Here is a 20,863-nt window from a genome sequence, read left to right as displayed (position 1 = left end):
TGAGACGTCACGACCCCCCCTCAATGTCGAACAAGGGCCCGTAGTGCTGGGCCTCGACCGCGGCTTGCTCGGCCTCACGCTCGGCGCGGCGGGCGTCGGCGGGCAGCGTCTTCTCACGGCAGCGGTAGCGGCCGTGGCCGCCCACCCATTCGGTCGGACGTCTCCCGAGTGCGGAGAGCGCGATCAGCGGACATCCGGCGGCCGGATCGCGCTCGGCCTCAGCGTCGTCGACATACGCACGCTCGGGGTTGCCGCCGCCGCAGCACACGCTGAAGTACCAGATCTCCCACTCGGTCGAGTTGGAGAACGGGCGCTCGTCGCGGGCCGTGGCGTCGTATTCCTCGAATGACCTCACGCGCGCACCGCCCGGTTGATCGTCGCGGCGAGCCGGGCAGCGAGCCCGAGCTCGATGTAGGCGGCGGTGTGGCGGCCCGCGCCGAACGGGGGCGGCAGATAGTTGCGGGCGTACTCCGCGGCGCCGCCCCAGTCGCGCCAGTCCGCGAATGACCACCAGCGTTGCCAGCGGCCGGCCTTCGCGCGGTCGACGAGGTCCTGGCCCCACCGCAGCGCGTCGGCCGGTGAGGCGATCGAAAACCACTCGGTGAGGTCGGCGACCGACCGCAGCGGATTGCCCTCGGGCAGCGCGGTTATCGGGTCACCGGGCGCGGCGGCCCAGAAGGTAGGTATGGCCGGGATCGCTCGTTCGCCCTCGACGCCGTAGCCCGGTGCCGCAGCCTCGCCGGGCATGCCGGCCAGCCACGGCCGCCGCGAGTCGGCGATCAGCGCGCACGCGTCGACCTCGAGTCCGGGCCACTCGCCGCGCGCGATCTCGGCGACGATGTCCCCCGCGATCCGTGCGCCCTGGCTGTAGCCACCGCACACCACACGGTTCGGGGTTACGCGGATCGCGTTGGTCAGGGCGACACGACCGCGGGCTACGCTCTCGGCATACGACAGTCGGGTGCCGTAGTCGGCCGGGTACATGATCGCCTCGAATTCGAATCGTGCCGGGTCGAGGCAGTCGGCGAACACCTGCGATACGCCGTCGATGCGGTCGCCGAATCCGGTGCCGCACAACCAAACCACGGTGATCATTCGGCCTCGTTTTCGTTGTTGGCGTCGGTGACGGTGTCGCCGTCGCGCAGCGCGTTCACGACTTCGTCGGCGAGGTCGGCGGCGACGTGCACGTCACGGGCCTTGCTGCCCTCGGCGGGGCCGACGATGCCGCGGATCTCCATCTGCTCGAGCAGCCGCGCGGCCTTGGCGAAACCGATCCGCAATTTCCGCTGCAGCATCGACACTGATCCGAACTGCGACCGGATCACGAGCTCGACCGCGTGCAGGAACAGTTCGCGGTCGTCGCCGAGGTCGGTGCGGGCGGCGGTGCCGCGCATCGGAACGACGTTCGTGACGGTGGTCGCGTTGGTTTCCGCGGTGGCACGGTCCTTGTCGGCCGCAGCGACGATGTCGGGCAGTCGGCGCGCCCACGCTTCGGACCAGTCGCGGATCTCGGTGCGCTCGGTGTCGCCGAGCCGTGTCGGCATCATCAGCCCGAGGAATGATTCGCCGCAGCGGATGAGGATCGCCCGGCTCGCCGAGTGTGCCTCGATCACCAGCGCATGGCCGTAGGTGTTCGACGCGTGCTTGAACCGGGCCATCATTTCGCCGCTGACGGCCATGTCGGCGAGCAGAGTCGAGTCGCTGCCGCACTGCCGGGCAATCAGATTCGGCACCGTGCACAGCGAACCGCCGTCGGTGGGCAGCCGCGGCACCTTGAACGCGCGGCCATCGATCAGCCCGGAATTGTCGGTCACGGTGAGCTTGCTTGCCTCGATGTCGAGGCGCAGCGTGTGTTCGGGTTCGTCGGCCTTGTCCTTGCCGCCGGTGAAGATCGACAGCACTTTCGCCATGTCCTCGGGCAGGACATCGACGGTGCACGCGGCGCCCTCGTAGTCCCACACGGACACGAGCGCCATGCCGGCGGTGTAGGTGTCGGTCGCGGTTACAGTGACGTTCTCGCTGGCGACCGCGAGCCGAATCCGGTGCGTGGTCGGGATGTCCTTGTCGCGCTCGACATGTCGCTGCACCGCGATCAGGGCGTGACGGAAATCGTTGGTACCGACCGTGATTGTGGTCGAGATAGGCATGGGTTATTCCTCCCCGCAGTAGCAGGCGCCGTCGTCGCTGCCGCAGGCGCGGCAGGTCAGGAAATCGGCGTAGGTCGGTTCGGCGCAGTAGCACTCCCCCTCGGGGCAGCCGCGCGGGCATCCGCTAGACATCACGTCTCCGTTCGCATTCGCATTCGCATTCGTCGCACCAGGTGCAGGCGCCGCAGCAAGGACACCGATCGAGGTGTTCGCATTCGTCGAAGTCAGGGCCGCAATTGCAGCGCTGGCACAGTTCGCACCGGTTGCAGCCGTCGCAGATCGGGTGCTCGGCGCAGGGATCGACGAGGTCGGGCTCGATGCCGACCACTTCGCAGATGCAGCCCTGCCCGGTCCAGTTGCGGCACAACTCCGCACCGCAGTCGCGGCTCACGCTGCATCACCGGTGATCCGGCCGACGATGCGCAGCAGCTCGCCCGTAGTGGCGGTCTCCGGGTCGACGAACACCGCGAGTGTCATCAGCAGCTGCGCCATCCGCTCGGGGTCGCGGTGGCACTGGTAGGTGAGCGTTCGGTATGTCTGCTCGGGCGGTGATTCCCGCACTCGCGAGGACAGGGCGAGCGCGTCGGCGGCGCACTGGTCGAGTTGGTCGATTCCGTAGCGGGCCATCACGGCTCTCCTGTCTGGTCGGGCGTGACCTCGATCGCGAGCACGCGTTCCGCGGTGGTCGGGGTCACCCACTTGCGGTCTGGCCGCAGGAGGCCGGCCACCGTTCCCGTGTTCATGCACGACGCTGCCGACGCGATCTGGGCGAAGGTCCAACCGGCGTCGCGGAGTTGCTTGACCCGCGCGACGGTCGGACCGGCCGGCACCAGGCCCTGAGTGCACGGCCCGCATTTCGTGAGGGCGGGTACGCGCGCGACGAATTCGGTTCCGCACTGCGAACAGACAACGGCGTGCGGCGCGGTGCGCCGTTTAGGCGGAACTGGGCGTCCGATGTACGTGTGCAGCCGTTCCCATTCGCCGGGGTCGTCGGTGAGGAATCCACCGTGGATTCCGAACCGCTCCAGGCGGTCGGCGGCGTCCTCGGCGCAGTCCCGGCGCACGGGGCAGACGACGCACAGCGCTTTCGCGTCGAGTACACGGCGCTTGTTGCTGGGCTCCGGGTAGAACGTCTCCGGCTCGGGGTCGGCGCGGCATAGCGCCTGCAGCTGCCAATCGGCCATCACGCCGCCCTGTCGTGGTCGTAACGCTGCCGCGCGCGCCCGACTGCCGCGGCAGTGGTCGTGTTGGCGCGGGAGGTGCGACTGCGGCGGCGAGCGCGGATCTCGTTCTGCGCCAGGCCGTAAGCCACCGCGGCGAGATAGGCCAGCCCGCCGACGGTGTAGACGTGTCCGAGGATGATCATCGGACACCGCCGATCAGCCGTTCTGCGACGGCGATGTCGAGATCGTGCCGAGGCACCGCGCCGAATCGGGTTCGGATGACGTGCCGCAGCCGGTCAGCGAGCTCGAGGTGCCCGAGGAACTTCGCGTCGGCGGCGGCTTCGGTGAGCACGTTGACCGCGGCGATATCGTCAAGGTTCGGCGGTGGCAGGGTGCCGACGTCGGTGAGCGCAACGAGCAGCTGCTGTGCGAGGTGCAGAGCCGCGGCGGACGTGATGCGGAATCCCGGTCCGGACTGGAATTCGACAACAAACGTGCGGTCGCCGGCCGCGTCGAGCGGGGTGACGGTGTCGACACCGTGTTCGATCAGCATGACGGCACCTCCGGCGTGTAGACCGGGAGCTCGACCGTCGGCGGTTCGTACGGCTCGGTAGTGATGACCGGCAGCAGCCGGGTGCCGGGATCGAAGACGTGCTGCGCGGGTCGGCGGCCAGTAATGCGGCGCAGCATCCTGCGCCAGCGAGAAACGTTGTGATGTCTACCCATCGGATATGCTCCTGTTCTCGATGGCGCGCGCGAGGTACGAGCTCACGCATCGCCGGGTATCGGGGTTTGGGCGGTCTGCCCGGCGCGAGGAATCGACACCCGCGCCGGGCGACCGCATTCAGGGGTCGATTCAGCGAATTCCTTTGCGGTGGCGACGATCACGAGCGCTGCATACGCCCACATCACGACGGCGGTGGCGATCGCGACGCCGGTCATGACATGAACCAGGTGAGGCCGGCACCGATCGCGACGGCGGCGAGCATCAGCAGCGCGACCATGGCGAGATCACGCACGAAAATCAGGTCGTCGTGCTCGACGTGCGGGTGGGGGATGTGGCGGCGCATCAGTCCTCCGCCACGGCGCGGGACTTCGCGTAGCTCTCGAGCTCGCTGTGGTCGTAGTAGATGCGGCCGCCGTCGACCCGGGCAATGATCTGGCCAGCGGCGCGCAAACGGTCGAGGGAACGCTCGGAGATCGAGAGTTGCTGCGCGGCTTCTCGGCGGCTGTAGCGGATGCGCGTGATAGCGGGCGTGGTCATGCCGCCACTTCCTGCTGGATCGGGCGGCCCAACTTGCGGGCGATGAACTCGACCCCGGACGGCTGGATCCTGGTCTTGTACGAAACACCATGCGTGCCGTCTTCACGGGTGTACTCGAACGCTTTCACGTCGAAGTGGTGCATGTACTGCTGATAGGGGGTGTTCCGCAGCGCGCCCTTCGCGATGAAGATCTTCGCGTTCCGCAGCTCGGCGAACAGTTTGTTCTGCCCGGTGCCGAGCATCTTCGCGACAACGCCGACGGCATAGGTTCCGTCGCCGTCGATGAACCGGTCATAACCTTCCGCGCGCGGCTCGAGGTCCTTGACATAGGACTCCATCGCCTGCCGCGCCTTGACCTCAAGTCCGAGCTGCTTCTCGGCGGCCTCCCGAGCGTCTTCAGCGTCGATCACCATCTGCGCGAGTTCGCGGGTCGACGGCAACGCGCGCGGTGCAGCGGCGCCCTGGAAACTGCCGGTGCGGCGAATCTCTGGGAGCACAGTCCCGGTGATCCAGCGGCGGAACGCAACCGCCTCCGGCTTATCGGATCGGATGACGACCTCGTACATGCCGGACTCGTTCACCATGGCAGTCAGCTGTGCGCCGCCAGGGGTGTCCATTCGGCGGACACCCTTTTGGTCGTCGGCCAACCGCGCGTTGACATTTCGCGGGTTTGCGATGTCAAGCGCGGCGCAGAGGTCAGCGAGGACAAACCACGGCTCACCATCGATCATGACGACCCGCACCTGATTGTCCGCGTAGTTGAATGGCATCAGTTGGCCGGTATCGTTGCTCAATGACTTTCCTTTCAAGTCATGGCCCTGCACCTGTTCACCCAGGTGTTGGGCCGTTTTCATGCAGTCAGGCGTCTTTCGTCATGTGAGACATTTGACGCTTCGCGCACAAGTTCGACCTCATGAGCGATGAACAGGTCCTCCCAAGGCACGTCCAGGCGCGCGGCGATTGCGATCGCCAAATCCTCGGTGATGTTCTGCAAGCGCCCCGTTTCGAGGGCGTAAATCGTTGTGTGCGAACGCCTCACGAGCATTGCCAACTCGCGTTGCGTATAGCGCCTCTGCTTCCTCCATCGCCGAATAGCGGCAGGGTCTCGAACCTGCATCCACGTGTCCTTCCGTTGAGGCGGTCGACGCCTTCCTCGAGCCATAGTTCCTCCCGGTTGCCAGGTTGTCAATCGATTCGCGTGACACTAGACGTCCTGTTGCCAGGCTGTCAACCGTCAAACGTGCCGGTTAGTGCGACAATGTCGCCAAAGTGGTTGCCAGTGGTACTACCCGCGTGGCGTAGCGCAACAACCAGACCGGAAGGGAGAGTTCACGTTGTGACATCACTGCGTGACTTGCTGCAGCAGGCAGCGGACCGGGGACTCTCAACGCGGGTTATGGAGTCGGAGGTCGAGAGAGCGTCCGCCGCATCTAACAAAGACATGAAGTTGAGTCGAGGCACGGCCTCGCTGATTCTCAGCGGCAAATACAAGTCCAAGCCCTCAGACTCAACGATTCGGGCCGTCGCCTATCTGGCTCAAGTTCCTGAGAAGGTTGCCTTTGAGGCCGCAGGCAAACCAGCCCCCGCCCTTCCCTTTGCGGATGAGCTCCCAGACGGCGTGGATCAGCTTTCCCCGCGGCGGCGACGGACCGCGCTTGAGATGCTGCGCATGTTGGTTGAGGCCGAGCAACTGGAGCATCAAGTCGAGCTGCACCGCGATAGCCCTGACTCGCTGTTGAATGTGCTGCAATCGATGCCACCGGAGCAGCGTGATCGCGTGATCGACGCAATCGGCGAAGAACGAGTCATGAACATGACCTTGGCTAGCGTGTTGACCCTGGTCGCCGACGAGTTGATCAAGCCTTCGACGCGGAACCGAAAAGCCACGCGCATCAAACGGCACACCGAGACACCACTTCGAGAGCAGATAACCGAGCAGCTTGTAGCCATCCGCAATCAGGCTGTGCACAATCCGCCAAAACGTAGCCGTCCACAGGAGCTGCCGGCAGGGCCGCCCCCCTTCAACCCAGACCACGAGCTGGCCGCGTGGAAGCACGACAAGTCCGAAGTACCGAACGACGACTATGACGACCTTGAGCTCGACTGCCGGCCAGATGACGATGACGTCGAGGGCCGGTAAGTGGGAGCGAGTTGGCCGGCCGTGAACATAGAGAAGTTGTTGCGCATCCTCACCCACCACTGCGGTGAGCCGACCCGAATCCGAGGTTCTCACCACTATTTCCGCAGTCCGTACAACAATCGGCAGGTCCTACTCGCAATGCACAACAAAGAGATGTGGGGACCGCACGTGCGCAAGTTGCTGGTCGCGGGGCTAGGCTTGAGCGAGGAAGAGGCGCGCAGGGAGGTCAGCCGGTGAGCCAGCACGTCATCTACGCGTACGACCCCAACGCCGTCCCGCAATGGGCCTACAGTTCGTTCCCGATCGGCTGCTTCGGGGTGGCCGACGATCTCGATGAAGCTCGGGCCGAATATGGCGATGCCATGAAGCTTGTCGCGGAGGATTTCGGCGCTATTCCTAAGAGCATCGAACACGTTGAGCAGCGCCATCCCCTCGGAGTGTGGATCCGGGTACGCGCCGATGCTTCCGGGGCAGAACGCCAGAGTGCCGCGAAGGCGCTATGGGAGACCATCAGCGCGAGAGGCATCGAGGCCGCGACCGAGCTGGGCCGCTTCTCTCGGACCGGAACAGGCGAGCCGACGGTCATCGTGTGCCTACCCTCGGACTTGATTGGTTCGGTCGTAGATGAGATCGATGAAGGCGAGTCATTCACCACTGCGCTCGTGTATCCCGATCCTCAGAATCGGCGTGATTTGATCTGGGTCTCCGGCCTTGGGCGTATCGATATCGACGACGAGCCTGTGGAGCTGATCGACCAGGCCGGCCTGACACTCAAATCCACCATGGAAGACTTCATGCGCTCGAGCGGGATGACGCCCGATCGGTTGGCGTCGGGCGAGCATGTGGGCCCGACCGCCTTGCTGGTGCCCGCGTAAAGCCGGAATTCCATCAGTGAAATTCTAGCCAATCCCTGGCTATCAAGATCGAACGCATGTTCTAATCGGGCTTATGGGACATTCCGGTACTCGGTGGCATCCCTGGCGTCACGCGCGTGACCGCTATCCACACATCCCGGTCACCTGCCTCCACAAACTTCCTGGCAGGCGTGCATCCTGGACCACTGACGGCATCTACATCGACCGCACTCTCGGCCAAGCGGCCCGCCGTTGCGCTCTCACCCACGAGCTCATCCACCTCGAACGCGGCCCGCTCCCACGCGATCCGCATCTCGCGGCGATCGAGGAGCGAACGGTGAGCGCACTCGCAGCACGCCGACTCATCACATTGCGCGATCTTCTCCAACGCCTTGTCGTGGAGCGACCCCGGGAATCTGGCAGAGATCGCCGAGGAGCTCTGGGTCGACATGCCGACCTTGCGCACGCGGCTCACCAATCTCACCGCGGCCGAAATCCGGCGCGTCGACGTTGAAGTCGACCACCGACGGCCATGGCATTGCGACGCCTAGGCTGCTTCGCCGCGGTGCACGCCAGCAACGATCCAGAATGGAAGCGCTCACTCCAGCGCGAGCAGACCGTCGAGGTTGCCCAGCGCCTTGCGCGCCAGCGACAGATCCACATGGGTGTACCGGCGCTGTGCGGCCACTGTGCTCTGGCCGAGGATCTGCATTCGCACCGACTCCTCGACACCCATCTCGAGCAACAGCGTGTTCGTTGTGTGCCGTGCGTCGTGCAGCCGGACCGTCGGCACTCCGGCCGCGGTGAGGGCGGCGCTCCACGCCTCGTTGTCGGTCTTCATGTCGATCGGGTTGCCCGCCTTGCTGACCCACGTCAGGCCGAACCTGTTCGGTGGCGTGGTTTCCAAATACACCTTGAGGATCGCGGCCAGCGGCGCCGGCAGTGGAATCAGCGTCGGCCGCGCCCCTTTCCTCTTGGTCAACGCGAACTTCCGGTACAGCGGCCGGATCTCGAACCCATCCGGCACCCGAAACCGGTCGGGGTCGTCGAGATCGGCACCGGGCTTCGTCTTCAACAGCTGCAACTGCCACGACACATCGACGGTCAGCGAGTCGATGTAGATGCGGTCGCGCTCAAGGCCGAGAAGCTCGCCCTGGCGCTGGCCGAGCATGAGCGCGGCAGCCCAGCGGGTAGCCATCCTGTCCTTGTTCTGCGTCGCCGTCAGCAAGACCCGGCGGGCCTGGTCCACACTCAGTGCCTTGCCAGTCTTCTTGTCGTTCATCGGCTTCGCGACCAGCTCGGTAGGATCCGCCGGGTGGTTCGGCAGTTCCTTCTTTGCTGTCTTCATGCTGGCGCTCCACACGGCGTACGTCAGCTCTGCCGTCCGCGGCGACCACTTCTCACCCACCCATTTCAGATTGGCGCGCACAAGCATCGCCGGCACAGGGAGGCATGGAGTTTTGCTCCGGTTGTCGAGGAAGGGTTTGATCTGGTTGTCGAAAATCCCCTTGTAGCTGTCGTAGGTTCGCGGAGCCCTGTTGGGCTTGACGATATTCTCGAGCCAGTAGGTGAACCACGTCTCGACCGACATTTTCGATTTCGGCGAGAATGTGCCCGAGTCGATCGCGGTGCGCAGTGCCCGAAACTTCTCCATCGCAACGACCTTGTCGGCCGAGGATACGGTCGCGCGCCGCACCACTCCGTACTCGTCCTCGTACGGGTAGGCCCCGATCCACATGTTGTCGGACTTGCGTTTGTAGAACGACCCGTCACCGCGGCGGCCGCGACGCTTCTTCGGGGGCATGGCACTCCCTTGCCGGAGCTGTAGCTTGTCTGTAGCCTAAGTTGGGCTAGACACAGTCTAGACCACCGCCCCTGAAATATGCCTCCTACCAGCAACATTCGGAAGTTTCGCCAGGTAGATCGTTTCGCGAAAGTGCCAGCCCCACTGACTCTTAATCAGCGGGTTCGGGGTTCGAGTCCCTGATGGCGCACTTAAATACCAGGTCAGACCATAAATTCGGGACCTACATCTCTGCACCGGCGTCGATTCACCAAAAATACGCCAAGAACTCAGCACCACAACCGGCAGGCCCTGCCCTGCTCTGCCTTCGGCGCCGCTGCCAATCCGGCGCGCCGGTCCAGCGACAGGTCTTCGTACCCCTGATTCGAAGACGGCAGCAGCGATCGAATTTCTTCTTCTTGGCTGTCCAGTTCCGGAGGCCATCCTCCTGGTCTCGGCCGCCGTATGCGCCAACTTCGGCACCGCCCTACACCTGGCCCGCACCCTCGTCACCACCGGCGAAGCCGCACCGTCCTGCTGGCGACTACCGACGCCTGCACCACACCCGAACAACGCCTGCTCCGCTAAGTCAACGCCGTCGTCAGCGACGGTGCCGCATCTTGCCTCATCACTACCGAACCAGCCCGCATCGAAATCCTCACCACCGCCACCAACCAGCTCATCCGCGCCGCCACCAACCCCGACGCCATCGCCGCCCTCACCCGCCGCACCCTCATCGGCCTCGTCGACGACGTGTTATCGCGCGCGAACATCGACTGCACCCAGATTCGGCAGGTGATCACCAACAACATCAACGCCCAAGCACTACGGTTCATGACCTTGTCGGCCGGCCTCGACCACAGCCTCTCCTGCCTGGACAACATCGCCGACTTCGCTCACGTGCACACCGCGGACAATCTGGCCTATCTGCAAAGCTATCTCGAAGACGGCGCCGCGCCCGACCAGATCGTCGTCACCCTCAGTCACGCCTTCGGCACGTGGGCTCTCGCTCCCCTCCTGGTCCGATGACACGTCGAATATCAAGGTAGCTCGCAAGCCTTCCAGATGCGGTCGATGTGCAAATGGGCTGGGGCAGTTCCTCGTTCGCCCAGTTCTGGTTGATTTCCACGGCAGCGAATCCGCAGGCCAGCGCGAGTTTCAATGCGGCGGGAACGATTGAAGTCAGTCGCAACCACCGATTCGCTCGGACCGACAGAACGTCGACCTGACGGTCGCCGAATCACTGGCGATGAGAGGACCTCAGAAAGGCTAGGCGATGCGGACTCCGTCGCCCTGCCCACGACGTCGACTCCCGTACCAGTCTTGCTCCCGGCCAGATCAGATCCGGTCGTCGTCGGATGATCTTCGTCATCATGCGGACACCAGCAGGGCCGACAGTGCCCAGATCGCGTTGTCCGTGTCGGCGGCCCGGTGCCGGATCCACACAGCGGCGTGGGTAGGTCGGCAGGGATGTCAGCGGTGTTCGCGTCGTCAGTAGTCAACCATCGCTGACCGCTGGTTGCCGAAGGTGCTTCTCCAACAGGGCATGCCGGAAACGGTAGGCCGACCCTGACCGGTAAAGGACACCGCGACGGCAGGCATCCTCGATGAAGGCTTCGAAATGAGCCGGTACGAGCCCCCGCAACCGTAGCCAAACGCGACAGTAGATCAGCCAGTGCCCCCAGATATTGGTGCTGAACCCGAACATCACCCCGATCGCGGCGCCGGCGATTACCCCAGGGACCCACCCGAGCATCGCCCACAAGATCAGGCTATAGGCACCAGCGAACATCACCGAGAAATACAACGTGAAGTTGCGATTGCTGGTGATCATCTCACCCATCGACCGAGCAGGCGCGATCGGGACGGGAGCCTTCGGCACGTATGCGAGGCCGCTGAGAAGACCGAAGGCGAGACCGACGACGACCCAGGCGAGCGGAGTGCCCAGCCGTGCATGCGTTTCCAGACCGATCAGGGCAACCACCGTTGCGCCGAGAGCACCAGCGGGCGCCGTCAGCTTCACCTCCTGCAGGCGGGCGGCGCTGCCAGGAATCTCCCTTCGCAGATTCCAGACGACCAACCCGGGTCCGCAACCGGCAACAAGTCCCGCAACCGGCAACAACCACCATTCGTACTGTCTTGGCCCGAAGAGGCGTGTTGCCAACCCCGCCGTCAATAGGGTTAGTCCAGCGGCGCCGAGCCCCAGCGACGGACTGGCTCCGCACTCGCGCCAGCCTTGTCGGTGAAACCGAAACTCCGCCGGTTCTTCCCGGGGGTTTTGGTTGACGGCAATCAGCACTCCTGCGAGCACGCCGAATGACGTCGCTGCAATCGCCATCCATACTGGAGCCGACGACAGTTGCCACAGAGCGAAACCGAGCGCACCGCCGAGTAGACCACCCAGCATCCCCAGGGGCACCGCACGCCAGAACCTAGAGATGGTTCCCCATAGCTTCCACCACACGATGTCGCCGTTATGAAGGTTGGCTGCCAGGAATCGGTAGTAGCGCTCGATCTTCGCGATCGGTATGTCCGAGTCTCGGTAGACCGCCGGAATGAATCCGGCCAGCAGATGCACCTGCGCAGCGTCAGGTGTGTCGAAAGCGAGCAATTCGGCGGGGTCTGTCGGCGGTGACGCTAATGCGGCGGAGGAGGTTGGTTGGTACACCGCACGTGCCAGAAACGCCATCAGGGGCGTCGGGATCGCTGTATGGAAACGTGCGGCCGCAAGTTCGTCCTCACGGACTCGCTGCCGCACCGGCGCCCACAATCGCTCATCGCCGACGCACAAGTAGTCAACAGCATCATTCACAGGCACGTCTTCAAGCATGAACTGCGCCGCCTGGGTCAGAGGCCCCGTCGAATCGACAACTTCAGCGTATTCCTTTGGCCGGGACGCAATCACGACTGAGGAGAGCAGATTCGCATCGGCGGCAGCCGCGTTCAGCGCCTGAAGCAATCCGGACCGGAATGGAGGTTGTAAGTGATCGATCTCGTCGATGAGCGGAAGGATCATCCCGCTCGAAGCCAGATGATGCGCCAGAGTTGTCGACGGAGCGACCGCCACCTCCAGGCCGGAATTGATCCGGATCAGTTCGGACTCGATCCAGTTGACCAGCCCTGCTGCAACCGCCGGCGCTCCTCTTCCGTCATGCGCAGAGGCTACTGCCCCAGGCCATGTCGCAGCCGAAAGTAGTACGGGCACAGGCTGTTTGGGCGTTCGTGCGCCACACATAGCGAGAGCCAGTTGAGCCATCGCTACCGACTTGCCTGCTCCCGCGCCACCCAAAACGACCATGCGGCGCGACGGCATCTCGCGGTAGCTGTCGATCAGGCCGCCGGAAACGGACGGCCCGACCGGCGTCCATGCTCCCGGGCGCAGTTGCACCCGATGCCGACGTGGCGTCAGAACGGAGACGGCATCGACTTGCCGTAGAGCGAGTTCGCTCAGCCATCCTGCTTCCAAGGCGGCGATCAGCGAAGCCACACGCAACTCGACGTCTTGGTCGGACATCGTCACCGGTCCGCCAGAGCCGGGGGTAGCAAGGGCCCAAATCAGGAGCACGAGAACCGTTACCGTTGCTGCGGTGCCCAGAGGGACATACAAATCGCCCGGCAGCGGGAGGTTCAACACCAGGTAGAACCCTGTAGTCACTGCCGCGATGGTGCCGCCTACGACGATGACCGCTGTCAGGGAGACTCCACGCTTCTCTACGGATGTTCGTGGGTCGCGGGACTCGTCGGATTCCGCCGGCTCCGACGCTGCGAGCGGTCGAGGCCTCAGTCGAACCTCCATCAGGGCACCGACGACGGTCAACACCCCCACCACTACGCTAACGCGGTTCCACAGCTTGGCGTCCCCGCCGTTCGTAGCGACATTTATTGCGACACCCAACGCCGTCGTAAAGACGGAGGTCGCGATCGCTGCCGGCAGTGCACGCAGCGCGAGTCGAAGCTTCGATTTCATCCTGATCCCGAATAGCCGCCAGCGCACAGGGATTCCGCGTGTGCCTCAAGAGCGTAGCCGCGTCTCGCCGGGCCCGGGCGATTTTGGCGCCAACCGAACGCACAACTCAGTCTTCGCTTTGGATTGCGCCTGCTGCCAAAGCTCCAGCTCGGCGGATTGTATACAGCACAATGCCTCTCAGCTTCGCCCGTCAGGATCGGGGCAGCTACAGATGGATCGGCGAAGACTCGACGACAACGATCGACCGCATCCACAAGGTGATCACGAATCCTGTTCGCGCCGAGATGATCGCGCGGACGGACAGCGTCAACGCCTACCGGCCGGTCTGCATGACTTCGCCACTTCGACGGGTGCCAAGACCAAGACGTGGGAGGCAATCGCCGGGGCGTGCCAGATCTGCGCGCCGCTCGATGGCGAAACCGTTGCAATAGGCAAGACGTTCAGCGTCGGAGTTGATGCACTACTGCCCATCCACGGTGCAGATGTGGTGTGATTTACAACTACTAGCGTTTGAAAATGAGGGTGGTAGGGCATGGGTCTGCACGCAGCACCCGAGGAGGAGTCGCAACCTGAGGTCATCGAGGAGCCGACCAAGTGGTCGCAAACTTTCAGGCACTGGTCGATTACAACCACGATATCTGTTGTTGGTGTCTGCATAGGTCTTATCGGCTTGATTGTGACATTAACGGTAAACTGGGAAAAGATCTTCGATTCCGGACCATCGATATCGATGAAGCATGAAGACTTCACAAAGTTGGCCTATGGGCAGCAACTCGATCTGTGCATTCCCTATCTTAAGAAGAATCTGGACTCCAAGGTAGAAGCCTGGAGGAAAGACATCGCGAAAGCCTACAATGACCAAATCCCCGAGAGTTCGGATGGTGTAGCTGGTCTCGATGATTTGAATGCCGGAGGTCAATCAATCCTCCACCTTTACAACGCCATCCTGGAGATCGCTCATACTTCACAAGACGCAGACCTGGGATTGAATCTGGTCGCTTGCGCGGCTACTCCCAGCTCCGGTCTTCAGGCAAATGACATTGTGGGGAATGGCACTTCGGCTCCGTATACCAGCATGACGGTGGACGCGGAGTCGCGTACGTTTGAAGGTGCAGTATTCGCGGGAGTGTCGAGTGCCGGCCTGCCAAGTAAGATTATCAAGTTCGAAGCATATCCCGGCGTTAGTGTTGAGTTTCAGTTTTCGATGATGTCGGGGCTAAGCCGCCCTGACAACAAGATATGGGCATTGAGTCGATCTATTACGCAGGGGGATCCAAACTGGATAGACAACCTGAGTGCCTGGTGAATCTATGCGCCTATCGCGTTTTCGTGCAGATGCTGTACATGCCGCCAGGGGGCACGAACTTGCGATATTGTGCCCGCAGTCACAGCGGGTTGACGCGTCATTCATCAAAGGTCTTCGGCATTTCCCCAGGTCGCACGTCGCAGGTTCGAACCTTCACTCTAATGGAGGCACGAACCTGCGACACAGACATGCAGGTCAGCCGAATTGCCAAGTCGCAAGTGGAAATCAACCCTCCTACTGCATCTCAACTCATGCCACGCCGATTCACGAACCGTCGGTTTATTTGGAAAGCAGCATGAACACCAAACCCAATGCCTTAACTTACGCGCCGGTGCAGCCGGATGTCCGGCGGATGATGGTGGTTGATGTTCTTGTGCGCCAGTGTTTTCGTTTGAACTTGTGGCGTCCGGCGCGTTTGAGGACTCGCGGATAGCTGCGCCGGCGACGTGGCGAGTTGGGGCGTTCGAGGATTCGGCGACCGCTGCGGGCGAGACCGGCGGCGAGCCGATCAGGGGCAAAACCCGCCTGCCCGTGATGTGTCGCCGGACAACGCGGAGGGAGCGAATGAACGACAGTCGTAACGGGTCGTTCTCGCCCAAGTCGGCGGCGTGGTACATGAGTTCACGTATGGCGAAGTGGGTGGTCAGCAGACCCCAGATCTCCCGACGCACCATCGCATGACTCTTTGAGCGCAGCAGCCGGTAGCTGCCGCGCTGGCGGTTTCGATCTCGGCGAGGCTGGTCTCGAACTCCCAACGGCAGTGGTAGGCCGCGGCCAGCTCGGCCGCGGTCACTTCTGCGGGGTCGACCAGGGTGGTGATCAGCCGGCTCGGCGCGGGCTGATCGCTGTCGCGGTTGGTGACCTCGTACTCGACCACCCGGACGATGACGCCTTCGGGGACCGTGTCCAGGCCGCGCGCGCGGTGGCGGCGGATACGCTGGCGTTCGATGTCGGTCATCGATCGAGACAGATACGAGCCGTCGGGAGTTCTTGCACGACATGCAGTTCAGACCCGACGCTCTACTTGATACCCGAACAACGAACCCACGTCGGAATCTAGGCATTACCTGCGCATTGACCAGAATTCTCGATCAGCGGGTTCGGGGTTCGAGTCCCTGATGGCGCACTCCCAGGCCAAAGGCCCATTCCGAAGCTGGAATTCCAGTCCGAAACGGGCCTTCGACGACACTTCTGACGACAATGTGAGCCAATCGCCTCACACACTGTCGGCGCCTCTCCCCCGCAACAGTGAGTTCATCCCCGCCAGGGCATCGCGGCGTACCTCTTCGATCACCTCCATGTAGACGCCCGTCGTAACCGCGATCGAGCTGTGTCGCAGAATCCGCTGCACCGTCGCCGCGTCGGCGTCCTGAGCGAACAACAGCGTGGCGCACGAGTGCCGAAGGTCATGCAGTCGAATCTGCCGAACACCCGCGCGCCGGCACATCCGCTCGAACGAGCGATTGAGGTTCCGCGGGCAGCAGAGGAGTTCCGTTCTTCGAAGTGAACACCAAGCCGTGCTCGTTGCCGGCCGCCTCGACCGGGTTCGCCAACTGCTCAGCCCGGCGCTGCCGAAGAATGCGAACCATCTCATCGGTCAACGGAACCCAGTTCTATGACGAGTCCGTCTTCGGACGCAGGAACACCACGCGACCGTTGAGGTACTGCGCGACTGCGCCACCTCCAACCGGCCGTTTACGACGTCGATATCGGCCCATTGCAGCCCCAGCTCCTCCCCTGACGGAGCAACGCGACCGCCCACAACGCGTACAGCTGATCCTCCCGCGCCTCTTGGAGAAGCGAACCGTAAGATGATCGAATCCACACCGGAGCGGCGCAGACTAGAAGAGCGTCTGAGCCCGATCTGCCGTCGCGGTGACGCATTGCTGACTGAGAGGACAGGCCGGGCAAACTGCACTGGGAGCCTTACAGACGGTGCTGCCGATCAGTCGGAGCGCCGCTGCCCGAATTGGGGCGTCCTGTCCGGCTCCGATGAGCCTGGCGAGATCCACTCGACCGTCGCTCAGCCGGTTGATCTTATCCGAGTCCGAGCCGACAACCCGTGCTGCCACCCTGAGCGTGGTCTGCGTAGCGAGTAGCACATCCTGGCCAGCGAGGAGTCTGAACGTCTGTTCTTCCGCAGGCTTCATGTTCAATTGCTCTACGAGTAGTTCAGGATCGCTCCAGACCTTGCGCTTCGGGAGCAGCGGTCGGAAACGCTCAAGTTGGCGGCGTGCTGGCAACGTCGCAAGCTGCTGTTGCAGCCCTTCGAGTTCAGCCTTTGTCAGTCGGTCCCTTCCGCGGATGCTTTCGAGCACGTGCTCGGCACCTTTGGGCATCATGACACGGCTGGTCAGAATCGCTGCTATGGCAGCGACTGCAGGGGTCATTCCGGGGCCAGGCATGCTGTGCCAATGTTTTCCACGCTGTTGCCGGTGTGCCCATGTGGTTAGTGCGTTACGTGCTGCGCCCCAGCGTGAGGAAGTATCGTGAGGGTTCTTCTCGTGCTCCTCTTGACTGACCGGACGGAGCGCAGTCGCCACAGCTTGGCCAAGCATCGGGGGCACCGCATTACCGATCTGGCGGAACGCGTCGCTACGGGTGCCAGCAAAACGAAATCGGTCAGGAAAGGTCTGCACTCTTGCGGCTTCCCGAACGGTGAGAGTTCGCAATTGCTCTGGATGGATGTACCAGTACCCATCCTTTGCAATGTGTGCGGTAATCGACCGACTCACAGACTTCCAGTCCAGCTTCTTGTACTTGTCGTCGAAGGTTTCGACCTTGTACCGCCGGTACTCCTTCGGGATGTTCGCGTAGAGGGTGGTCGAGTCCATGAGCTCGAAGATCTTGCGGTCATCGTCACGCACTGGACGGGTCATGTGATCCCAAATCACTCCATCCGGCGCCCCGGCGCGCATCGTGTCACCGAACCATGGAAGCTCTCGTGGCCTGCGATAGGTCAGCACACGACCGCCCGTGGTGTCCTTGAGATCGGGCAGGTCACCGATCGCATCCCACAGGGTCGTCTGTACCTCCTGCTCCTCCGGCCAGGGAAAGTCCTCGATGTCACGGCGTGCCAGCAAAATGAGGCGCTTGCGGTGCTGCGGAACACCGTATCGCCATGCGTCGACGAGTCGTAGATCGGTGTAGTAACCCGCGCGCTCAAGTTCGTCGGCCATGGTGCGAACCACCGCGAAGTCGTCGCCGAGCGCCATGTCGGGAACGTTCTCCATCAGCACTGCCCGCGGGCGTACAGCCAACGCGATGTCGAGAAACGCCTGCCACAGTTCGCGTCGGTGGTCGTGTTCCTCCCGGTGCCCGGCCACCACAAGACTTCGGATTTTGCTGCGGCCTGCCCGGCTGAAAGGCTGACAGGGTGGTCCCCCAGCGACCAAGTCTATCGTTGTACGACTGAGAAGGCTGACAAGCTCCCGGCGCTGGGTTTCGTCGCCGAGGTCTCGCGCAAGCGCCAGCCCCGGGAAGTTGTGACGATGGGTCTGCAGCGCCTTGTCGTTGTTGTCAACAGAGACCGCAACTGTCCAGCCAGCCTCTTCCAAGCCAAGACTCAGGCCACCGGCGCCCGAGAACAGATCGACGGCGAGCCTCTGGTTGTCTGCGAGCTGCTGTGAGCACCATTCGTCGAAGGTGTCCTCGGTACAACCATCGGGGTGGCTGACTAGTTGCAGATCGTCACTGCGCTGCAGCTTGACCCCGTAGAACGACACCTGTCGCACCCTTTCGAACACTGCGCCAACGAGTACCAGGACCATGTAGCTGTCCCGGACAACCGCTTCCATGATCTCTGGTCTCGGTTACAGTTCGCCCCCAGGTTCATGTGCGTGGATAACATACCTGAGTGTGGAAGCCTTCGTGAACAGGCGAACCGGGGGCTCCAGCGGGCAACCCCTCGGAGGCTGACGGTGCGGGCTCAGCAACCCCAGCAGGTACATCGTCGGAAGACGAAACGGCGAGTTTCGCCGACAGCAAAACCGGTCAAAGAGTGACATGCGGTTCGGTGCGATATCGCCGCCAATACCTTTCGTGCTTTGAGGCTGCAGAGACGCAGCCCGACCCCCAGTGTTGCTGCCGTTGTCCATGCCTCTGATCCAACGTTCCTCGTATGATATTGCGTCAGAACGGCTCCTGTGCGCGCTGAATATGCTGTATTACGCGCGGTTTCAGCTCCTGCCTGTGGTTGAAGGTCTCGCTTTCACGGAGGGGCTCTGATTGTTGTCCGTTAGGACCAGAAGGAGTCATCTGTGGCAGTAGCGCCGAAGAAAGTACCCGGATGAGTTGAAGGTCCGATCGGTGCGGTTGCATCGGGAGACCGACCCGAAGCTGACGATCCGGAAGCAGGCAACGCGGCTCGGGCGGCGTTGCGGCTGAGGATCCGCCAAGCCGAGGCTGCTGTCAGCGAACACAACGACGCCGACGACCGACATGCTGCCCGAGAACCAGGCTCTGACGAAACAGATCGCGAAGCTGGAGCCAGCCAACGCCGTAATAAGCTATCAGAGTGCGTATTTCGCCCCGAAGCTGGCCGGCCTTGACGGTGATCGCGGCGTTCGTCAGCGAACACCGGCAGCGCCCGGTCGAGCTCGTAGTACGGTCCTGGGCGTCACGTCGTCGACGTATTGCGGCACGGGAGAGTTTCGAAGTGGTTGATGGAATGGCATCGCGGCGCGGTGTCACACCATCAACTGCTCACTGAAATCTGATGTCCGCGTTGGCATGTGGGTGAGTTCGCCGGTAGTTGGTCCAGCTGTCGAAGAAAAAGCCTGAATACCGGAGACCTCGTGGCCAGCATAGCGGTGGCGGGCGTGGTCCGGACCGATGCCCGATGGGTCGGCTGGAACCGTTGCCGCCTCGGAACAAGAAGGCGGGACGCCCGCCGCAATGGACTAAACGCCAACTCATTGATGGGCTCCGGGTTAGATCACGGTGGCGGGACGTGCCGGGTGTGTATGGATCCTGGCTAGCGGCGTATCGGCTTTTCCGACGTTGGCAGCGTGGCGGGGTCTGGGCGTTGATCCTGAAGGGTGCAGGCGTTCGCCGACGGGGCGGCGGAAGGTGTCGGAGGCGGGTGTGGATTCGGCTATCTTGCGAGTCATCGGCCGCCGCTGCGCCCGTCGCGACGGTGATCGGACAGGCCCAGCCGCGCGGTAGTTCTGTTCGGGAGCCGGCAGATCATCGGCTAGGCCGATCGCGGGCGGATGGTGGACCGAGTTGCATGTGACCTGCGAACGGGGCTGCCGGGTGCTGTCCTTGTAGATAACCCTGGCCACCAGTGACAGTCCGCAGTTCACGGCGGTCAACGGGATTGAGGTGCCTAAACTTGGTGGTGGCCGACCACGATCTGGCCCGGTTCGGGTGCTGGCCGACAGGGTGTATTTCAGCCGCAGGATCGAGACTGGTTGCGTCGGTATAGAATTCGGGTGACAACCCCGGTTCCGGCGGATCAGGCCGCACATTGCCGCACCCCCTGTATGGCCGATAGTAGGCCGCTGGCGTTCGATTCGGTCATCTATCGGGTCCCAGCGCTGGCGAACGTGACATCAACCAGCTCAATCAATGCTCAAGCACGAGTGAGGGCGTGCCACGGGGCCGCCTTCACAGTTCGAACACTCCCTAGTTGCAGCAAGCGCACGCGGCGGATGGTCGACCACGAGCTGCTGGCTGAGATGGTCGACATCCAAACCAGTTCCCAATGGAAACCTACGGGCACCGTGGGTCCACGCGATGCTGCGCCGGAGCGGGATTTCGTTCGGCCACAAGGTGTCGAGCGGCTGATGCGGAATACGGGGTTGCAAGGTATTCCGGCACAGGAACTGGCGGCCGGGTGTGACCCGGCAGGATCGGGATGCGACCGCGGTGTCGGCCCGGTCAACCGCAACCTCACCGCCGGCGAGCCTGACCGGTTGCGGCTCGCCGATGCTCTCCGCATCGCCTGTGGGGAGGACGTGTTCTGGCTGGCCGCGGTCCGCGATGCGTCCTCGAACCGGATCGTGGGCTGGAGGCGTTCGCACTGTTGCCACACAGATCTGGTGCTCGCCGTGCTCGAATACGCGATCTGGGCTGGTGACGTACAGGATCGGCAGCTGCCCCGCCAAGTGGACGTACTTCGACCTACACAGCGATTTTGTTCGCGAATCGTTTGGCGGACAACGGGATCACGCAAAGTCAGCTATTATCACCAGGTTCCTGCGGGAACCAGATAATCCGGTCTCCGGATTAGGGGG

At 63.0% G+C, this 20,863-nt stretch carries 25 protein-coding genes; 6 read left to right on the top strand and 19 right to left on the bottom strand.

Going from position 1 to position 20,863, the window contains the following annotated elements:
- Positions 1 to 7: 7 nt before the first annotated feature.
- The 14 genes from NA3_RS33805 to NA3_RS33755 all read right to left on the bottom strand — a co-directional run bounded on the left by NA3_RS33805 (position 8) and on the right by NA3_RS33755 (position 5,691).
- Positions 8 to 355, bottom strand: coding sequence for a hypothetical protein (locus NA3_RS33805; RefSeq protein ID WP_062968773.1), 348 nt, complete (start codon positions 353 to 355; stop codon positions 8 to 10).
- On the bottom strand, positions 352 to 1,095 hold the full coding sequence (locus NA3_RS33800; RefSeq protein ID WP_062968771.1) for an alpha/beta hydrolase family protein: 744 nt from the start codon (positions 1,093 to 1,095) through the stop codon (positions 352 to 354). The genes NA3_RS33805 and NA3_RS33800 overlap by 4 nt, the downstream gene beginning before the upstream one ends.
- Positions 1,092 to 2,147, bottom strand: coding sequence for a DNA translocase FtsK (locus NA3_RS39540; protein WP_062968769.1), 1,056 nt, complete (start codon positions 2,145 to 2,147; stop codon positions 1,092 to 1,094). The genes NA3_RS33800 and NA3_RS39540 overlap by 4 nt, the downstream gene beginning before the upstream one ends.
- 3 nt (positions 2,148 to 2,150) lie before the next feature.
- Complete coding sequence (locus tag NA3_RS39130; RefSeq protein ID WP_258562268.1) at positions 2,151 to 2,279, bottom strand: hypothetical protein; 129 nt, start codon at positions 2,277 to 2,279, stop codon at positions 2,151 to 2,153.
- Between the two features lie 255 nt (positions 2,280 to 2,534).
- A complete protein-coding gene (locus tag NA3_RS33785; protein ID WP_062968765.1) occupies positions 2,535 to 2,774 on the bottom strand; it encodes a hypothetical protein in 240 nt (79 codons plus the stop codon).
- Entirely contained in the window at positions 2,774 to 3,331 is a 558-nt protein-coding gene (locus NA3_RS35615) for a WhiB family transcriptional regulator (RefSeq protein ID WP_063917864.1), read from the bottom strand. The genes NA3_RS33785 and NA3_RS35615 overlap by 1 nt, the downstream gene beginning before the upstream one ends.
- Complete coding sequence (locus NA3_RS33775; protein WP_062968763.1) at positions 3,331 to 3,513, bottom strand: hypothetical protein; 183 nt, start codon at positions 3,511 to 3,513, stop codon at positions 3,331 to 3,333. Before NA3_RS33775 ends, NA3_RS35615 begins: the two co-directional genes overlap by 1 nt.
- Positions 3,510 to 3,863 carry a hypothetical protein gene (locus NA3_RS33770; protein ID WP_062968761.1) on the bottom strand — a complete coding sequence of 118 codons (354 nt, stop codon included), beginning with the start codon at positions 3,861 to 3,863 and terminating at the stop codon, positions 3,510 to 3,512. Before NA3_RS33770 ends, NA3_RS33775 begins: the two co-directional genes overlap by 4 nt.
- On the bottom strand, positions 3,857 to 4,036 hold the full coding sequence (locus NA3_RS37385; RefSeq protein WP_128145418.1) for a hypothetical protein: 180 nt from the start codon (positions 4,034 to 4,036) through the stop codon (positions 3,857 to 3,859). Before NA3_RS37385 ends, NA3_RS33770 begins: the two co-directional genes overlap by 7 nt.
- Positions 4,037 to 4,078: 42 nt before the next feature.
- Positions 4,079 to 4,252, bottom strand: a complete 174-nt coding sequence (locus NA3_RS37380; RefSeq protein ID WP_157126625.1) for a hypothetical protein — start codon at positions 4,250 to 4,252, stop codon at positions 4,079 to 4,081.
- On the bottom strand, positions 4,249 to 4,380 hold the full coding sequence (locus NA3_RS39125) for a hypothetical protein (RefSeq protein WP_258562269.1): 132 nt from the start codon (positions 4,378 to 4,380) through the stop codon (positions 4,249 to 4,251). The genes NA3_RS37380 and NA3_RS39125 overlap by 4 nt, the downstream gene beginning before the upstream one ends.
- On the bottom strand, positions 4,380 to 4,574 hold the full coding sequence (locus tag NA3_RS33765; RefSeq protein WP_062968759.1) for a helix-turn-helix domain-containing protein: 195 nt from the start codon (positions 4,572 to 4,574) through the stop codon (positions 4,380 to 4,382). The genes NA3_RS39125 and NA3_RS33765 overlap by 1 nt, the downstream gene beginning before the upstream one ends.
- Positions 4,571 to 5,368 (bottom strand): phage antirepressor, encoded by a 798-nt coding sequence (locus tag NA3_RS33760; protein ID WP_227994958.1) that lies wholly within the window; start codon positions 5,366 to 5,368, stop codon positions 4,571 to 4,573. Before NA3_RS33760 ends, NA3_RS33765 begins: the two co-directional genes overlap by 4 nt.
- 56 nt (positions 5,369 to 5,424) lie before the next feature.
- Positions 5,425 to 5,691 (bottom strand): helix-turn-helix transcriptional regulator, encoded by a 267-nt coding sequence (locus tag NA3_RS33755; protein ID WP_062968755.1) that lies wholly within the window; start codon positions 5,689 to 5,691, stop codon positions 5,425 to 5,427.
- A gap of 219 nt (positions 5,692 to 5,910) precedes the next feature.
- On the opposite strand from NA3_RS33755, the gene NA3_RS33750 reads away from it, so the two are divergent.
- Entirely contained in the window at positions 5,911 to 6,714 is an 804-nt protein-coding gene (locus NA3_RS33750; RefSeq protein ID WP_062968753.1) for a hypothetical protein, read from the top strand.
- Between the two features lie 233 nt (positions 6,715 to 6,947).
- Positions 6,948 to 7,589 carry a hypothetical protein gene (locus NA3_RS33740; RefSeq protein WP_062968749.1) on the top strand — a complete coding sequence of 214 codons (642 nt, stop codon included), beginning with the start codon at positions 6,948 to 6,950 and terminating at the stop codon, positions 7,587 to 7,589.
- A 577-nt stretch (positions 7,590 to 8,166) separates the two neighbouring features.
- Here NA3_RS33740 and NA3_RS33730 read toward each other — a convergent pair.
- A complete protein-coding gene (locus tag NA3_RS33730) occupies positions 8,167 to 9,372 on the bottom strand; it encodes a tyrosine-type recombinase/integrase (RefSeq protein WP_062968745.1) in 1,206 nt (401 codons plus the stop codon).
- A 774-nt stretch (positions 9,373 to 10,146) separates the two neighbouring features.
- Here NA3_RS33730 and NA3_RS37890 point away from each other — a divergent pair.
- The gene (locus NA3_RS37890) at positions 10,147 to 10,380 is read left to right on the top strand and encodes a hypothetical protein (RefSeq protein ID WP_167355084.1); all 234 of its coding nucleotides are present in this window, start codon (positions 10,147 to 10,149) and stop codon (positions 10,378 to 10,380) included.
- 469 nt (positions 10,381 to 10,849) lie between these two features.
- Here the strand turns inward: NA3_RS37890 and NA3_RS37375 are convergent, their stop codons facing one another.
- Positions 10,850 to 13,318, bottom strand: a complete 2,469-nt coding sequence (locus NA3_RS37375) for a hypothetical protein (RefSeq protein WP_128145420.1) — start codon at positions 13,316 to 13,318, stop codon at positions 10,850 to 10,852.
- A gap of 532 nt (positions 13,319 to 13,850) precedes the next feature.
- Here NA3_RS37375 and NA3_RS37370 point away from each other — a divergent pair.
- Complete coding sequence (locus tag NA3_RS37370; RefSeq protein ID WP_128145421.1) at positions 13,851 to 14,624, top strand: hypothetical protein; 774 nt, start codon at positions 13,851 to 13,853, stop codon at positions 14,622 to 14,624.
- 643 nt (positions 14,625 to 15,267) lie between these two features.
- Here NA3_RS37370 and NA3_RS33715 read toward each other — a convergent pair.
- From NA3_RS33715 to NA3_RS33705, 3 genes are all read right to left on the bottom strand, one after another.
- Positions 15,268 to 15,582 carry a hypothetical protein gene (locus tag NA3_RS33715; protein WP_062968739.1) on the bottom strand — a complete coding sequence of 105 codons (315 nt, stop codon included), beginning with the start codon at positions 15,580 to 15,582 and terminating at the stop codon, positions 15,268 to 15,270.
- A 258-nt stretch (positions 15,583 to 15,840) separates the two neighbouring features.
- Positions 15,841 to 16,218, bottom strand: a complete 378-nt coding sequence (locus NA3_RS38950) for a tyrosine-type recombinase/integrase (protein ID WP_227994957.1) — start codon at positions 16,216 to 16,218, stop codon at positions 15,841 to 15,843.
- A gap of 247 nt (positions 16,219 to 16,465) precedes the next feature.
- Complete coding sequence (locus NA3_RS33705; RefSeq protein WP_218021941.1) at positions 16,466 to 18,421, bottom strand: DNA cytosine methyltransferase; 1,956 nt, start codon at positions 18,419 to 18,421, stop codon at positions 16,466 to 16,468.
- 1,043 nt (positions 18,422 to 19,464) lie between these two features.
- Here NA3_RS33705 and NA3_RS39385 point away from each other — a divergent pair.
- Positions 19,465 to 19,860 (top strand): transposase, encoded by a 396-nt coding sequence (locus NA3_RS39385; protein WP_084492098.1) that lies wholly within the window; start codon positions 19,465 to 19,467, stop codon positions 19,858 to 19,860.
- Between the two features lie 418 nt (positions 19,861 to 20,278).
- Positions 20,279 to 20,842 carry a hypothetical protein gene (locus NA3_RS33700; protein ID WP_062968735.1) on the top strand — a complete coding sequence of 188 codons (564 nt, stop codon included), beginning with the start codon at positions 20,279 to 20,281 and terminating at the stop codon, positions 20,840 to 20,842.
- Positions 20,843 to 20,863 lie beyond the last annotated feature (21 nt).

The organism is Nocardia africana NBRC 100379 (assembly GCF_001612635.1).
Lineage (GTDB): Bacteria > Actinomycetota > Actinomycetes > Mycobacteriales > Mycobacteriaceae > Nocardia > Nocardia africana.
Note: the sequence above shows the minus strand (reverse complement) of the source record. Positions and strands in the feature narration are given on the sequence as shown.

Coding starts and splice junctions, on each gene's coding strand:
- NA3_RS37385 (WP_128145418.1), bottom strand. CDS start 4,036: ATGGGTAGACATCACAACGTTTCTCGCTGGCGCAGGATGCTGCGCCGC.
- NA3_RS37370 (WP_128145421.1), top strand. CDS start 13,851: ATGGGTCTGCACGCAGCACCCGAGGAGGAGTCGCAACCTGAGGTCATC.
- NA3_RS38950 (WP_227994957.1), bottom strand. CDS start 16,218: ATGAGATGGTTCGCATTCTTCGGCAGCGCCGGGCTGAGCAGTTGGCGA.
- NA3_RS39385 (WP_084492098.1), top strand. CDS start 19,465: ATGGGTCGGCTGGAACCGTTGCCGCCTCGGAACAAGAAGGCGGGACGC.
- NA3_RS33705 (WP_218021941.1), bottom strand. CDS start 18,421: ATGGAAGCGGTTGTCCGGGACAGCTACATGGTCCTGGTACTCGTTGGC.
- NA3_RS33775 (WP_062968763.1), bottom strand. CDS start 3,513: ATGATCATCCTCGGACACGTCTACACCGTCGGCGGGCTGGCCTATCTC.
- NA3_RS33800 (WP_062968771.1), bottom strand. CDS start 1,095: ATGATCACCGTGGTTTGGTTGTGCGGCACCGGATTCGGCGACCGCATC.
- NA3_RS39125 (WP_258562269.1), bottom strand. CDS start 4,380: ATGCGCCGCCACATCCCCCACCCGCACGTCGAGCACGACGACCTGATT.
- NA3_RS37375 (WP_128145420.1), bottom strand. CDS start 13,318: ATGAAATCGAAGCTTCGACTCGCGCTGCGTGCACTGCCGGCAGCGATC.
- NA3_RS33700 (WP_062968735.1), top strand. CDS start 20,279: ATGGTCGACCACGAGCTGCTGGCTGAGATGGTCGACATCCAAACCAGT.
- NA3_RS33715 (WP_062968739.1), bottom strand. CDS start 15,582: ATGACCGACATCGAACGCCAGCGTATCCGCCGCCACCGCGCGCGCGGC.
- NA3_RS35615 (WP_063917864.1), bottom strand. CDS start 3,331: ATGGCCGATTGGCAGCTGCAGGCGCTATGCCGCGCCGACCCCGAGCCG.
- NA3_RS37380 (WP_157126625.1), bottom strand. CDS start 4,252: ATGACCGGCGTCGCGATCGCCACCGCCGTCGTGATGTGGGCGTATGCA.
- NA3_RS39540 (WP_062968769.1), bottom strand. CDS start 2,147: ATGCCTATCTCGACCACAATCACGGTCGGTACCAACGATTTCCGTCAC.
- NA3_RS39130 (WP_258562268.1), bottom strand. CDS start 2,279: ATGTCTAGCGGATGCCCGCGCGGCTGCCCCGAGGGGGAGTGCTACTGC.
- NA3_RS33765 (WP_062968759.1), bottom strand. CDS start 4,574: ATGACCACGCCCGCTATCACGCGCATCCGCTACAGCCGCCGAGAAGCC.
- NA3_RS33730 (WP_062968745.1), bottom strand. CDS start 9,372: ATGCCCCCGAAGAAGCGTCGCGGCCGCCGCGGTGACGGGTCGTTCTAC.
- NA3_RS33785 (WP_062968765.1), bottom strand. CDS start 2,774: ATGGCCCGCTACGGAATCGACCAACTCGACCAGTGCGCCGCCGACGCG.
- NA3_RS33770 (WP_062968761.1), bottom strand. CDS start 3,863: ATGCTGATCGAACACGGTGTCGACACCGTCACCCCGCTCGACGCGGCC.
- NA3_RS33755 (WP_062968755.1), bottom strand. CDS start 5,691: ATGCAGGTTCGAGACCCTGCCGCTATTCGGCGATGGAGGAAGCAGAGG.